At 42.1% G+C, this 15,523-nt stretch carries 8 protein-coding genes; 4 read left to right on the forward strand and 4 right to left on the reverse strand.

The features are described 5' to 3' along the window. Nucleotides 1–29 precede the first annotated feature (29 nt). From Q0788_RS03350 to Q0788_RS03360, 3 genes are all read left to right on the forward strand, one after another. Nucleotides 30–2,180, forward strand: coding sequence for a hypothetical protein (locus Q0788_RS03350; RefSeq protein WP_298807843.1), 2,151 nt, complete (start codon nucleotides 30–32; stop codon nucleotides 2,178–2,180). 135 nt (nucleotides 2,181–2,315) lie between these two features. Continuing rightward, the gene (locus Q0788_RS03355; RefSeq protein WP_298807845.1) at nucleotides 2,316–7,634 is read left to right on the forward strand and encodes a hypothetical protein; all 5,319 of its coding nucleotides are present in this window, start codon (nucleotides 2,316–2,318) and stop codon (nucleotides 7,632–7,634) included. Between the two features lie 155 nt (nucleotides 7,635–7,789). Beyond that, the gene (locus Q0788_RS03360) at nucleotides 7,790–8,566 is read left to right on the forward strand and encodes a hypothetical protein (protein ID WP_298807848.1); all 777 of its coding nucleotides are present in this window, start codon (nucleotides 7,790–7,792) and stop codon (nucleotides 8,564–8,566) included. A gap of 115 nt (nucleotides 8,567–8,681) precedes the next feature. Here the strand turns inward: Q0788_RS03360 and Q0788_RS03365 are convergent, their stop codons facing one another. The 4 genes from Q0788_RS03365 to glpK form a co-directional block, all read right to left on the reverse strand. After that, the gene (locus Q0788_RS03365) at nucleotides 8,682–9,374 is read right to left on the reverse strand and encodes a TetR/AcrR family transcriptional regulator (protein ID WP_057759404.1); all 693 of its coding nucleotides are present in this window, start codon (nucleotides 9,372–9,374) and stop codon (nucleotides 8,682–8,684) included. Nucleotides 9,375–9,611: 237 nt separating this feature from the next. Continuing rightward, complete coding sequence (locus Q0788_RS03370; protein WP_298807850.1) at nucleotides 9,612–10,634, reverse strand: endonuclease/exonuclease/phosphatase family protein; 1,023 nt, start codon at nucleotides 10,632–10,634, stop codon at nucleotides 9,612–9,614. A gap of 266 nt (nucleotides 10,635–10,900) precedes the next feature. Beyond that, on the reverse strand, nucleotides 10,901–11,413 hold the full coding sequence (locus Q0788_RS03375) for a hypothetical protein (RefSeq protein ID WP_057759401.1): 513 nt from the start codon (nucleotides 11,411–11,413) through the stop codon (nucleotides 10,901–10,903). Nucleotides 11,414–11,660: 247 nt separating this feature from the next. Further along, nucleotides 11,661–13,271: a glycerol kinase GlpK gene (gene glpK, locus Q0788_RS03380; RefSeq protein WP_298807852.1), complete on the reverse strand. Its 1,611-nt coding sequence runs from the start codon at nucleotides 13,269–13,271 to the stop codon at nucleotides 11,661–11,663. A 542-nt stretch (nucleotides 13,272–13,813) separates the two neighbouring features. Between glpK and Q0788_RS03385 the strand changes: the two genes are divergently transcribed. Continuing rightward, the gene (locus tag Q0788_RS03385; protein ID WP_298807855.1) at nucleotides 13,814–15,472 is read left to right on the forward strand and encodes a TolC family protein; all 1,659 of its coding nucleotides are present in this window, start codon (nucleotides 13,814–13,816) and stop codon (nucleotides 15,470–15,472) included. Nucleotides 15,473–15,523: the final 51 nt, after the last annotated feature.

The following is a 15,523-nucleotide window of genomic DNA, read 5'->3' on the forward strand; positions in this document are numbered from 1 at the left end:
AGTCCTTACTATTTTTTTTGGAGCATTACATGAAATCAAATACTTTTAACTACAGTGTGCTTGCTGTCGGTGTTGCGGCTGTTATGGGTCTATCTACTGGAGCGATTGCTGCAACCCCTACTGGCGGCACTTCAGGCTCTTTTAATGTTACTAACAAAGCGATAGCTTCTTATACAGTTGCAGGTAGTGATGCTCCACAGAGTGCAGAATCTAATGTCGTAACAGTCAACGTTAAAGAAACTGGCTCATTCTCTTTGATCTCAACAGTCGTTGATGACGTAAAGGATGATGACTTTGGTAAAGACCGTGCCATTAATGCGCAAGCGAGCTCAACAGTAGACTTTACCCATACACTAACTAATGGTGGTAACGTTAACGACACTTACAAGATAACCCTTGCTAATGCAGGCGGTGATAACTTCGATTATAACCTTAGCAATAGTGTCATAAAGTATCAAAAGGTCAATGCTGCTGGCACCAACGTTGGTGGGGAAGTCATTATTGCTAATAACGACTCAATTGCGTTAGCACCAGGTGAAAAAGCTCTAATTACAGTTACTGCTCAAGCTGATACTAAGCGTGTTGCCGATGCTAACGGCATACTAACGGTGACAGCTGAAAGTACGTACTTAAAAGCGAACTCTGCAAATACAGCTCCTGCTAATTATACAGCCGTCAATACTGATAATGCATTAACTAAGACACCAATCTATGCGATTACCAAGTCAGCTACGACCAATCTTGGTAACAAAAACTTTGACTTAAACAATACCGAGGCTTTTGTTGACTACACTATTACTGTCAAAAACGAAGGTAATATCAGTGGTACTGCAATTAGCATCTCAGATGACCTACCATCAGGTTTAGTAGCGATAGCATCAGGACAGCAAAACTATAAAGCACCTTCTGTTGCAACATCTAATGGTAGTGCGGTGGGTACTGCTGTCCTCTCGAATAGTAACAAAACAATCACTGTAGCCGGTCAAAACATCAAAGTAGGCGAAACTATTACAGTTACTTTCCGTGCGAAAAAGGCAGCTGATGCAACATCTAATAGCTTATTTACCAACTATGCAGTTGTTAGAGATAATACTAATAGTGATGTAAATGCTAACACCCCTGATATCATCGATAGATCTGATGATGGTGTGACGCCAGGTGGCCTAACAGAAAGCACTTATGAAAATACAGCCACACCTCTAATAGGTAAGGATGACAATACCAACGCGACAGTAACAACGACTAATCAGACTCGTGCTATTGCTATCACCCCAGGTGCGAACAAAGAAGTGGCTTTAGTCACTCCTACAACTAACAATGAAGTTGCCAACACCTATACTTATACCATTACAAACAACGGTACCGATATTACGGAAGCAGCAGGCACAGGTGATAATGATAGTTCTGTCAAACTTTCTATCAAGCCAACTGCGACTAGAAATAATGGCATTATCGATGATCCTAATATCAATATTACACGTGTATATGTAGATGCCAACAATAACGGTAAGTTTGACACGGGTGAAACTGAACTTGTAGGCGTAAACGGTATTTATGAGTTGAATGCGGCTACTCCATTTGTGACAGGCAGTACCACCAATCGCAAAGGCCTGGCTCCTGGCGAAAGTGTCAAAATTGGCGTGCAAGTTACCACGTCAGGTGAAGGTAGTAACGATCCAAACTCTCCACAAGCTAATGTAAACAACATAGGCGATTTTGAGACTTTGACACTATCTATTCAACCTAAGGGCCCAGTTAACGGTACCGCTGTACCTACTAGTACTTCTGATAATCCCTTGTCTACAACGTCTACTACGACCATGCAGGGTGTTAATCTGGCAAAATACCAAATAGCAGCTGACTGCGGGGCAAATCCTGCTGTTAGCTCTGCTGCTTGGTCTATTAACAATGCAACAGCGACTGCTGCCCAATGTATCTTCTATAAGTTAGAAGCTAAAAATACTTTTACCGATACTGCTAAAGTTATTAATAATCTTGTTGTATCAGATACATTAGACGACAAACTGACCTACCAAGCCAACAGTTTTTCAGCTTCGCCGACAGCAACTAACCAATCTCTTGGTCAGACGATAAAGGTTACATTTGCAACGGTAAATGCTGGTACAACCGCTAACGTTGTATTCTCTGCAAAACCTTCACAAACTGGTACTAATCAATAAATAATTCAATCTATTTATCTATGAGTAGTAAATGCTACTCATAGATAAACGCTCTAGCTTGACCTAATCGATTTTGATGAACCAAGCTAGAGAGTTACTACCCTACTCTTCTATGTTTTATTGGATAAGCGACATATGACTCTATCTATCATGACACCGTCTAATCGTACTACGTTGCATACAGCGAAGATCTCTGCGCTGACGGCTGCAATGTTGCTTATGCAATCAAATATGGCTTTTGCTGCGCCAAATGCTCTTGTACAAACTATCCATAACATTGCTAATGCAGATTATGCTGTTGAGTCTCTCAAACAAAACGGCATTTCAAATCAGGTAGAGACCAAAGTATCAGATCTACCTGAATATGGTATTAGTTTGACTCAGCATGCTTTACGTACAGTCATGCCTAATACACAGGTAAGTTGGGTCAACGTACTGAGTAACACCAGCTATAGTGATCAGACTGTTGAATTGACACTTGCTATATCACCAACTTTTTCTAATTTAAAAGTCTATCAAGACCTTAATAATAACGGAGAAGTCGATTCAGAAGATCGACAAATCATGCTCGATAACCTGAGCGCTCAGATCAAACTGGGTCAGAGTGAGAGTATTCAGCTTATCGTACAGGCTCTATCAGATGCCGAGGGTGAAGATGGCGATACCGCTGATGTAAAGATTGGCGCTATCATACTAGAAGATCCATCAATAGCAGCTGTCGAAGCAATTGACAGACTGGTTATTGTTGAACCTAAAATCAACTTTACCACGCCTCAATTTGACGGTACTAAAACTACCTCACAAATCGGCGACAACGTTTATATTGATGCCAGTTACGCGCAGTGTAATGTACAATCTGATAAGCCTGATCAAGTATGGATTACTGTTAAGTCGCCAATGACTGGTGATACCTACTCTCTTAAAGGAATTGAAACTGGTAATAATACAGGCAAATATCGTCTAACTGCACCGACACAAAACAACGCCAATGCTATTAATGATAAGTTCATTCAGACATTAGCTAACGATACTTTAACTGCTAGTCTAGAAGCGTGTATTGCTCCTTCTGTTGGTACAGATGCTGATCAGCTACCAAGTAATAGCGATTTTACTGTAGTTATCGAGGATCTGAGTTCTCAAGTAAGTATCATTGATAATAGTGCCAGTTTGGTTGTCACGAAAGAAAGTGATGTCAAAACTGCAGAGCTTGGTGATTATGTCAGCTATACCATCGATATTACCAATAACGGCAAATCGACTGCTTACGATGTACAACTAAAAGACGCTTTACCGCGTGGTTTCGACTACGTTGAGAACAGTGTACGTGTTAGCCCAACGACTAATCTTGATATCAATCAAGCACAGACTACCGAGTTTAAAGCTGATGGTAAATATCAGGTATTGAACTTAGGAAACATGGCAGTTGGCGAAAGTAAAAAAGTTACTTATCGTGTGCTCATCGGTGCGTCATCGCTAGGCGGCGATGGTATTAACCGCGCTACCGCAGTTGCTAGAAATGACCAAGGTCAAAGCGTAGGCTCAAGAGAAGCGCAGTGGAAGATTGATGTAGAGCGCGGCGTGATGAATACTGATGGTATTATCGTCGGTAAGGTCTATCACGATATCAACCGCGACGGCATTCAGCAAAAAGAAGACGGCGAGCTTGGTGTCGCTGGTGTACGTATCTACATGGAGAACGGCAACTTCATCGTGACTGATCCTGAAGGTAAATATAACTTCTATGGTATCAGTGCTAAAACACATGTACTAAAGGTCGATCGTACTACTATTCCTAGAGAAACTGAACTGGTTACTCAAAGCAATCGCAATGCTGGTGATGCCGGTAGTCGTTTTGTTGATTTGAAATACGGCGAATTGCATCGTGCGGATTTTGCAATCGTTGGTGGTATGGCAGATAGCACTGAGCGCTTAAACGCTGAGCTAATTGCTCGTAGCAAGTCAGTAGGTGCTAAGAACGATACCCTTGAGCAAGCTATCAAGACTGAGCTAACACTAGAGCCAGACTATGATACCGACAATACTGACAATGTAGATGCTAGTGGCTGTAACATCAATGGTGACTTAGACCTTGGTAATAGCTGTGATTCAGCTATCGTTAACGACATGGTCAATCCAGCAGATAGCCATGTTGATATGACGGTGACCACTGTTGCGCCGCCAGTAGAGAAAGAGCTCGAAGAATACTTGAAAGAAGTGGCGAGTAATAATGTTGCCTTCATTAACCTCAGCGAAGGTCAGCAACTTAGCACGTATAAACAAATGGTCCAAGTTCAGGCACCACTAGGCTCAACTTTCACCTTGTATGCCAATGGCAAGCCAGTATCAGAACAGAAGATCGGTAAAACTGCTGAGCAGAAAAAGCAGAGTGTTGTAGCTTTCGATTACTATGCTGTTGATTTACAACGTGGTAAAAACTCCTTACGCGGTGTTGCGACTGATATAAATGGTCAGGTCATCTCTGAGCAAACGATCAAGGTATTAACGCCTGATAGCTTACAAGCTATCGATTACCGTACTCAAGCACAGTTAGTACCAGCTGATGGCATTAGTGAATATCAGGTAGTTATTAGTCTAAAAGATCGTGATGGTCGTCCATATATTGCATCAACTCCGATTACTATCGATACGAATATCGGCCGAGTTAATCTAAAGGATAGCAGTAAAGACCAATCTGGTACTCAAGTAATCGTATCTGGTGGTGAGCTATTAATACCCGTAACTGCACCTAGCGTACCAGGTAAGGGCGAGCTAGTAATTGACACTGGTAGCAGCAAACAAATCATTCCGTTACAGTTTACAGCTCAACTACGTCCACTACTTGCTGTTGGTATTGTAGAAGGTGCTATTTCTCTAAAAGACTTTGATGGTAGCAGCATTACCGATGCTCAAGGTGCATTTGAACAAGAGCTAAATGACTTTGCTGGTAATGATGATTACACAGCTTCTGGTCGTGCCGCGATGTTCCTCAAAGGAAAAGTACGCGGCGACTATCTGCTAACACTTGCATATGATAGTGATAAAAAAGGCGAGCGTTTATTCCGTGATATCGAGCCTGGCGAATACTATCCTGTCTATGGCGACTCATCAGCCAAAGGCTTCGATGCGCAGTCTACTAGCAAGCTTTACGTGCGCCTTGATAAAGGTCGCTCGTTCGCTATGTATGGTGATTTGAAAACGCAAATTGATAACGATGAAAGTATCAAGCTTGGTCAATACAACCGTACATTAACTGGTCTAAAAGCTCAATTTGAAGATAGCAACACTCGTGTTACTGCCTTTTTAGCAGAGACCAGTACTAGCCAACGGGTAAATGAGACTCGCGGTTTGGGCATTTCAGGCCCATATCCATTGGCTGAGAACTTCGATGCGGTATTAGAAAACTCTGAAACGGTTGAAGTTATTACTCGTGACGCCAACAACCCTGGGCTTATTATCAATCGTGAGACGCTTACTCGCTTTGCTGATTATGAGATTGACCCAATCAGCCGCAGCTTATTCTTGACGGCACCGATTGCTAGTCAAGACATTGAAGGCAACCCTATCTATATCCGTGTCACTGTAGAAGTTGATGAAGGCGGTGAAGATTACTTCGTCGGTGGTATTGCAGCGAAGCAGCAACTAACGAACAAAGTCGCCATCGGTGGTAGCTATGTGAATAGCGATGACCCACTGAACAAAGAAGAGTTGGCTAGTGTTAATAGTGTTGTTAAATTCAATGATAAGCTAAAGCTGGTCGCTGAATATGCGATGAACAAAGCTGAGAACCCAAATTTTCAGTCAAGTAATCAAATCAACGCGACAGAATTGACTGATAGTGATGTTGAAGGTAACGCACTACGTATTGAGCTTGATTTTGATAATAAGAAAAATACGCGAGCTAAAGCTTATTATAATGATGCTGATGAAGGTTTCGTCACTGGTGCATCACCGCTTACTGCTGGACGTACTGAATCTGGTGTAGAGGTTACTCATACTCTAAATGATAAGAAAACTGCTCTTAAGTTAGAAGGCATACGCACAGAAGAGCATACTACTGACGCTAGCCGCGAAGGCGTGCAAGCAAGCGTTGAGCATCGTTTAAGTGAAAACATCGTTGGTGAAATTGGGGTTCGTTATTACAAACAAGACGCGACTGCTGCCTCACGTAATACTCAAGCAGCGACAGACGTTGTAGATATTACAGACGACACTCTGTTTAATGATGACATCATCAATCAGTCAGCGTTAAGTAGTGTTAGTGACGCTGAAGAAGATATTGAAGGTACGACTGTTCGTGCTCGTATTACCTCTCGTCTACCTAAGTTGAATAACAGCTTGGTATTTGCAGAGTATGAGCAAGATATCGAAAACAGCTCACGTAATGCAACTTCTATCGGTGGTGAGACACCGCTCGGAAATCTAGGTCGACTATACGCACGTCATGATTTGATTAATAGCCTATCTGGTACTTATGGTCTTGATGATACAGATGAGCGTCAACGTACCACTGTTGGTTTTGACGCGACTTACATGAAAGATGGTAAGGTTTATAGCGAATACCGCATGCGTGACGCCATCAGTGCACGTGAGGCAGAAGCAGCTATTGGTCTAAAAAACAAGTGGTATGTTCAAGAAGGTCTAACTTTAAATACGTTATTTGAGCGTGTTGAATCTCTGGAAGGTGAAGAAAGTAACACTGCAACAGCGGCAGGTATCGGTGTTGAATATCTTGCAAAAGAGAATTATAAAGCATCAGGACGTTTTGAAAAACGTTGGGGCGAAACAAGTGATACGCTACTTGGTAGTGCTGGTATCGCCTATCGCTATACTGATGAGGTTACCTTCTTAGCCAAAGATATCTATTCACGCACTGACTATAGTGATGGTGATCGCACTATCAATCGTTTTCAGCTAGGTGCTGCGTATCGTGACTACGATAGCAATCAGTTAGATATGCTTGCAAAATTCGAATATCGTTTGGATGATAATAATACTGGCGATGACGCTTATCAAAAAGACACTATGGTTTGGTCATGGAATGGTAATTACCATCCTACGCGTCCTTTAACGTTGTCTGGACGTTATGCTGGTAAGTATACAGAATACGAAGCAGACAGCTTAACTAGCAATAATACGGCTCACGCTGTTTATGGCCGCGGTCTTTATGACATCAGTGAGCGTTGGGATATTGGTTTACAAGCAGGTACTTACTGGAATGATCAGGCGAATGACTTGGCTTATATGCTTGGTGCAGAAGTGGGTTATAGCCCAATGACCAACCTTTGGTTATCACTTGGTTATAACTTCATGGGCTTTGAAGATGAAGATATTGCTTATGACGACAGTACTCAGCAAGGTGCTTACTTTAGATTGCGCTTTAAGTTCGATGAAGACTTATTTAAACGTGAAGACCCACGTAAGAACCAACGTCTAAGCAGCAATTCTGCATTTTAATTGATTGATACTAATGATACTGTCGTAAGTACAACCTTATGACAGTATCATGCTTGTCTTATGATGAATTATTTTGTCATTCAATAAACAACTAAGTCAGCCCTAGTAATGGTAAATAATACCAACGTTTATTACCTTAACATAAGGTTTACACCATGTTTGATTCAGCCATCAAAGCAGCACCTTTCAAGCGCTCAGTATGCGTTACACTGTCAGCTTTATTTTCGTTAACCTTTATACAACCAGCTTTAGCTAAGAGTGAGACTGTCCAAGTGGCTCACTCAATTAGCATGGCTGAATACTGCCGCGATGATAGTCAGACTCAAGTACGCTCTTATAGATATCAAAGCGAACAACAGCGCCTGTTAAATTGTATGGTCACGCAATTAAAACCCTATCAGCAAAAAGACAAGACAGCAGCTCAACAGTATTTCGCTTATAAAGCGCAAGCGTGGTTGAACTATGCTATTCATCAAGACAGTATGAATAGCCGCTCATCTGCTGGTCAAGTTGCGTTAGAAATGGCAGATCCTATATTGCAAGCGCTAGATAATGATACGTTACAAGACTTGGGCTTGCATCAAGATATTCCGTCTACCTCTGCTCTAATGCGTCCTGATCTATGGGCAACTTTAAGCGCACTTAAAGACGGCGATGGCATAGCATCAGCACCACGTGAGATGGCATTTAGTGAAGTGGCTTTAATTTGGGCAGCAACCAATCAATGCGCACGAGGCTGGCGCGAATCTAGCATGCATTTTCGCATGGCTGATCGCTGGCTTGAACAAGCCCGCGAAGCTTATGTCAATGCCAATAACTCACAGACCAATGTAGCGCTAGAGAAGTCAATAGCCAGTTATCATAAACAGTACTCGCCTTTAGACGCGAGCGATGATACTTGCCGTGGACAAGATTTGACGTCTAACCGTTAGAATAGTCGCTGTTTTATTAAAAATATGACTTTCTATAACTTTCAATCTTATGCTAAAGACTAAACATAAAAAAGCCGACATATTTGTCGGCTTTTCGTGTTTAACTCAAGTTCAATTAGCGGTTTTTACGTGGCAACTTTTCTGGTAGATAACAACGTAAATAAGCAATAAATGCTGTATTTGCTTCTTGGATATACTCTTCAGTGATACTCTGATGACGGCGATAAGACAACGTAAAGATAGCATTTACGATGCTATAAGCAATCAATAAGGTATCTTGGATATCATGGAAGTTTGGCATCTCATAACGCTCTGACAAACGCTTATAGACCAGATCAACAATTTGATGATCCATATCCTCACCAAAGCTGTCACCTTCAAAATCAGGTGTATTGGTGTCATAGATAAGCTTGGCTTTTGTCTCATCGTTATGGAATATCGTAATACAACGATCGATAAGCGCCGTTAAATACCCTTGCCATCTATCATAGTTACCAATATCGACCGTCTCTACCATCTCTAATATTTCAATCGCATTCAAAAAACGCAATGCTAAAAATATTGCTTCAATATTCGGGAAAAAATGGTAAGCAGAAGCTCTTGGTATGCCCGCTTCTTCACACACAGCTGCTAACGTAATATCGTTAATAGCATGCGTTTCACTCAATTTTTTGGCACCAGCCAATAGTTTTTGACGACGTGCACGGCCTTGCTGGCTAGTAAACTTAAACTTATTAGGTACAAGCTTTTTTGCCAATTCCGAATCTACCAACACATCTTCAATCTTTTCGTCTTTATTATCACTCATTGTGAATCTCTTAATGTTGCGCCCTATTTTATAAATATAATCTTCATTGAATAGTATTTATCCTCAGATAAAGGATGGTTGACTGTCAGCTAAAATATAAAGCCTGTATGGTCACTACCCTATTCAATGCAGAGGCATCATAAACGCTTGCACATTATCAAGCAAGGGACATGAATAGGTTAAAAAATAATACTACGATCAGCAATTTAATAGAGCTAACCGTCTAATTTTATAAAGTTAATCATTGAGTTTTATTTTCGCCCTTATAATACCATGATCAGTGACTCTATCGGCATAGTCCCACTTCAAATGATCATTAAAATAATCGACTCGTTCGACATAACCGAGCGAAAACTTACTATCAGGCAAAAACTCTTCTGAGACAAATAACTGGTCAATAACTTCTGGCATGCCTTGATATATATGGGTATAGGCAACATCCTTCATCCAGCCATATCGTGCCTGAATACGAGCGGCATCAAAAAGTGCAACATCACGCATACTTTTATCGTAATTAACCTCCCCAGTTTCTGTCATCAACTGAGTAGTCACGCTACCTGTAACATCATTCATATCGCCCAATAGAATCAATGGTTCACGGGTATGTTGCAATCGCTCTATGATAGACATACGGATAGAGGCCGCTTCTGCCGCGCGCATACATAAACTACGAAGCTTGGCGCGAACACGAATATTTGGATCGTCCATATCTTCTAATAGGTCACCACTTTCGTCACGTAAGAAAAAAGCACGTTTGCTTTTTAGATGCGCTGTAATAACTGTAATGGGCTGCCCGTACGCGTCAACACGTAACACTAATGGAGGACGGTTGAAGCGTTGATAAGGACCGATATCAGGTACATCAATAATGGCTTTTGGTGCTATATCTTCTAGCAAACTGGTTTCTAACTGCTCAAATCTGCTGATAATACCGACAGCAGGTGTATTCTGTGCACCCATGCCTTTGGTATATACGCTGGCGCTATCATTACTTGCAAGTGGAATGACCGCCTGCTCAGGCTTAAATCCTAGTGAAATAGCCAACGCTTCTAATGCGTCACTATCCCAAACCTCTTGTACTGCGATAATATCAGCATGCGCTTTAGCCAATAAATCTGTAAGACCTCGCAGCTTATGTTCGTAGGCTTTATCGTTATAAGCTGGCGCATTTTCATAATAAGTTCGATTAGGGTTCGCAAAGTTCAGCAGGTTGGCCGTTGCGATATAAAACTGTTTATGACTTTCAGTGTTATTACTCATATATTCCCCATCGTTCTCATTATTATAGTACATAATATTCACGTATGTGTATATGCTGCAAATTTTATGCCTAAAAAAACTCCCAAAGTTAAACTTTGGAAGTTTTAAAATAGCATAAATGTTGATAAGTAGATTTACTAATAGAACTGGACATACAATTAATCTATTTTAGGTAATGGTATAGCAATCCCTGATACTAGCTAATTACTAAATACATTGGTTGCCAGGCTGTTTGCCTAATCGTTCTATTAGTTATTTAACCTCTCTTATGATACGCGGTTCCATGCATCACGTGATGCTTGACGCGCTTCGTTCCATTCCATGCGAGACTCACCTTTTACTTCGTGCCATGAACGCTCTAAATCTGCTTCATGATCTTCAAAACGAGCATCTACTGGATAACGAGCACGGTTCGCATAACCGACTGCATATGCTGGATGCAAGTCACGATCGAAATCGTATTCTTCTCTATGGTAGTCAGCGTTTGCATACTCTGCACGCCAGTACGCTTCTTCGTGAGTTGGGTCAATAGCTTCTGCTGCTGCATGACCTGCGCCGCCACCAACGATAGCACCAATAGCACCACCAATTAGCGTACCTAATGGACCTGCCATTGTGCCGATAGCTGCACCTGCTGCTGCACCGCCTACACCGCCGATACCTGTACCTACTGGATGTGAACCTGGCTCACCGGTAATGATGTCTGCGTTTAAGTCTTCTTTTGTCTCTTTTGACATATGTTTTACTTCACTGCGATCGATAGCATCATGGTTACTCATAGTATTGTCCTTAAGTTATTTATTATTTATTGAATTATTTATTTGCTAATTATTAGCGGTCTTACTAAATCCAATTGAAGTATAGAAATTTATAGGTAAGGACAGATAGGCCGATTTTGTAAACTGTGTCCGTATTGCGATTATCTTGCGTTACAGCCTGTATCTTTATCACATTTGTGTACGGCAGCCTCATACTTTGAGTAATTATAAATGTACGATCACAATAAATTTATTAAGTAAATCAATCTTATAACGGCATCAGAGACCTTTTGATAGCCTGTTGCCATTTAGCAAGATGTCGCTCACGAGCATCAGCCGACATACTTGGTTCAAACACGCGATCTACCTGCCATGAAGCTTTCATGGTCGATTCGTCATATAGCCCAGTCTTTAAACCTGCGAGTAGTGCCGCGCCCTTCGCTGTAATCTCTGTATCTCTAGGACGTAATACCGGAACACCCAACAAATCTGCCTGGAACTGCATGAGTAAATCATTATTTGCAGCGCCGCCATCTACCCTCAGCTCAGTCAAAGGATGAGGGCTGTCCTTTTGCATAGCGATAAGCACATCATAGGTTTGATAAGCAACGGCCTCCAATGCAGCGCGAGCAATATGGGCCTTAGTAGTGCCACGGCTCATACCAGTGATGCTAGCGCTAATATCCGAACGCCAGTAAGGCGCGCCCAATCCAGTAAAAGCAGGTAATAGAACGACATCTTCGCTACTGTTTACTTGACGGGCTAAGTCTTCGACGTCACTACTCTGCTGAATCATACCCAAATTATCACGCAGCCATTGAACGATAGCCCCCGCCATAAAGACACTGCCCTCTAAGGCATAAGTGACTTCCTTTTTGGGCGGTTGTAGCATGCGTTTGCCTGATTGTACGATTTGGTCAAATGATAAATTGTCCGGACGAATTGGTGACGTTTTGCGTTGCCATGCGATGGTGGTTAGTAGCTTATGCTCACTCAATTTTGGCTGCTGGCCAATATTCATTAGCATAAAGCAGCCTGTGCCATAAGTGTTTTTGGCCATGCCTGCATCAAGGCAACCTTGTCCAAAGAGCGCTGCTTGCTGATCACCTAATACTGCTTGAATGGGTATTTGCTTTGCAAACAGGCCTTTTTTGGTTTTGCCAAAATCGCCGTCGGACGGTAGCACTTTAGGTAATATATGCATAGGTATAGCAAATCGGTCACAAAGTGTTTCTGACCATGCCAGCTTATGGATATCGAATAACAATGTGCGAGAAGCATTAGTCACATCAATGACATGCTCCCCGCCTGTAAGCTTATAAATCAGCCAACTATCAATCGTGCCAACCGCTATCTCCCCTCTGCTGGCTCGTACACTCAGCTTCGGGTTGTTTTCGAGCAACCAAGCAATCTTACTGGCACTAAAATACGGATCTAAACGCAGGCCTGTAATACGCTGAACTTCATGTGCCATATTGACGCTATCAACACCCTGATGCACAGGGTCATTCATACTATTGACAGCGCTTTCAGCAGCGAGTGTCTTACAGTAATTTGCAGTACGCCTGTCTTGCCAAATAATGGCAGGAGCCAGTGGCTTGCCAGTTTGCTTATCCCACATCACAATTGACTCGCGCTGATTGGTAATTGCGATACTGGTAACGTCAGTGGCAAGCAGTCCTGCCCGATTAATAACATCGTGTGCACAGCTAATCTGAGTTTGCCAAATCTGCTGTGCATCTTGTTCAACGAACCCAGCTCTTGGTGTTTGCAGCGTCGTTGGCTGTTGTACCATTTTGATAGGACGCGCATGATCATCGTACAATATCGCTCGACTTGACGTAGTCCCTTGATCCAACGCTAAAATATACCCTGCCATGACACACCCTCTACTAATATTATTCATTCTACTTAATAGCCATTTAGTGACTATTCATTGACTGCTACTTATTAATTGCTACTGATTGACTGATGCTTATTGAGCATTTTTTATTTGTTAATTACTGCCTAAATGTTTTCATAATGAGATTAAAAACAAAATCTATTTAAAGATAAATCGCTTGAATTGAAAACGTTTTATTGGCTATGTTGTTACTTATAAACAGATATTTAAAAATTAAATCAATCCTCTATCATACCGCTACTGGTCACACAATAGAAAACGGCAAAATACTGAGCATTGACCCGTCACCATTGTGGCTCTACAGTGTACCTCTTATGACGAATGACTGCTTGTTAGCGCTTTTAATATAGACGTATTTTTATATTAGAATATGAATGATTTATTTGAGCATCATTTTTTTGCTAGCTGGCAAATAGTCTATAATAGTTCAGCAACTTTATATCCTGAGCAATGAAATCTATCGGTGCTGTTCCTTATTTTATAATACCTTACATTCTAATTAATGGCTTATGTGACTTATGAAATTCATTTTATCAGCGCTACCGACTGCTATGATGACAGTTGCAGTCATGAGCGTGCCTGTCATGACTTACGCGAGCACTGACGCTGACAGTATAGAAATGTCAGATGATGTTACACCAGTGGCTGTGACACAAATCATAGATGCTGATAGTCCAACTGATAATGATAAACCAGCTGTAGCGCCTTTTCATACAGTACCAAACCCTCAAAACGTTGAGTCGCAGGCATTGTCTACGCTTGTTGACCCTATTACACATAAAGCAGTCGATAACAGCTACGCACTAGACGTCTCAAGCTTTTTGAGCTTAGAGCAAGCGCAAAAGCTGCTGGTACAAGTATCACCTAAAATCGCTGCCAATCAAGCAGCGATTGCCGCTAGCGAATACCAAACTGACGCGCTCAGAACTATCGACAATCCGCTCGTATTTGCTCGAGTATCTGCCAGTGCCTATCATTTAGATGAGGATATAGATTTATCTTCTCTTAGGAGCGGTATCGTCAACGAAGTAAACAATGGGGTAGATAATATAGTCCCTCCTACAGCAGACTTACCAGATTTTGGTGAGCTGGTTGGTGAGCGTATTCCCGACTCCTACAACCTCAAGCGCTCAGGCTCTACATCAGGCGCAGGTCTTGGAGTCGTTTGGCCTATTTATACTGCTGGACGTACAGACGCATTGACTGGCGCCTCGGATGCACGTACACAAGAAGCGATGGCTGATAGTGTACTGGATAAAAATGAGCTTTATAATACGTTAATTGAGCGTTATTTTAAGGCACAGTTAGCGATTATCGTCGCTTACTTACGAGAAGACGCTTACGATACATTGCAGCAGACCGACCATATGGCCGAGCGTCTGTTTGAAGAAGGTTTTATCTCACGTGTCGATAGACTAGAAGCACAGTCTGCGCTTGCGGATGCCAAGAGTGAATCCGTCAATGCCAATAATGATGCGCGCCTAGCCATGATTGCGCTACAGCGTCTACTACGTACCGACTACCGTATCAAACCAACCACACCTTTGTTTGTCTCTAGTCGCCCTCTACCAGATGTGAGCTACTTTCAGGACTTGGCACTAAATAACCATCCCGGACTGCAAAAAGTTGCAGCCAAGCGGGCACAGGCTCAGCAATTACATGCGCTATCAGATACGGGCTACAAGCCTACGGTATTACTATACGGTTATGGTCAGGTAGAGAAAGATCCAAGCTGGGTCGCCGGTATCTCTGCCAGTTGGAAACTATGGGGCGGACTCGATAAAGCCGCATCACTAGCATCCAGTAGTGCCAAAATTCGTCAGGCCGACCTCTCTGAGATTGAAGTCAGTGACAATTTATTGCTACTGGTAGAAAAAAACTGGCACGATGTCAATAATGCTCAATCACGCTATCAGGCACTGCAAAGTAATGTTGATTTGGCAGCAGAAGTATTGCGATTACGACGCTTAGGATTACAAGAAGGTGTAAATACCACCGTTGACGTAGTGCAAGCACAGACGCAATCGCTGAAGGCACGTACTGAGCAAGCACAAGCTGCTAATGACTATGTACAATCATTGGCTGCCCTTATGCAAAGCTGTGGTACGCCACTTGCTTTTAATGCTTATCTCAATGCCGCTGACATTCAATTACCTACTTTATATACTGAGCAATAATGTGATGTGAGAAACCATGAGTCGTGCTGATAAACGCTTTGTATTACCATG

It is taken from the genome of uncultured Psychrobacter sp., from assembly GCF_947500265.1.
Classification (GTDB): Bacteria; Pseudomonadota; Gammaproteobacteria; order Pseudomonadales; family Moraxellaceae; genus Psychrobacter.

Bases quoted from the DNA above. Each gene is read 5' to 3' on its own strand.
- Q0788_RS03350 (WP_298807843.1), top strand. From the start codon at position 30: ATGAAATCAAATACTTTTAACTACAGTGTGCTTGCTGTCGGTGTTGCG.
- Q0788_RS03355 (WP_298807845.1), top strand. From the start codon at position 2,316: ATGACTCTATCTATCATGACACCGTCTAATCGTACTACGTTGCATACA.
- Q0788_RS03360 (WP_298807848.1), top strand. From the start codon at position 7,790: ATGTTTGATTCAGCCATCAAAGCAGCACCTTTCAAGCGCTCAGTATGC.
- Q0788_RS03365 (WP_057759404.1), bottom strand. From the start codon at position 9,374: ATGAGTGATAATAAAGACGAAAAGATTGAAGATGTGTTGGTAGATTCG.
- Q0788_RS03370 (WP_298807850.1), bottom strand. From the start codon at position 10,634: ATGAGTAATAACACTGAAAGTCATAAACAGTTTTATATCGCAACGGCC.
- Q0788_RS03375 (WP_057759401.1), bottom strand. From the start codon at position 11,413: ATGAGTAACCATGATGCTATCGATCGCAGTGAAGTAAAACATATGTCA.
- glpK (WP_298807852.1), bottom strand. From the start codon at position 13,271: ATGGCAGGGTATATTTTAGCGTTGGATCAAGGGACTACGTCAAGTCGA.
- Q0788_RS03385 (WP_298807855.1), top strand. From the start codon at position 13,814: ATGAAATTCATTTTATCAGCGCTACCGACTGCTATGATGACAGTTGCA.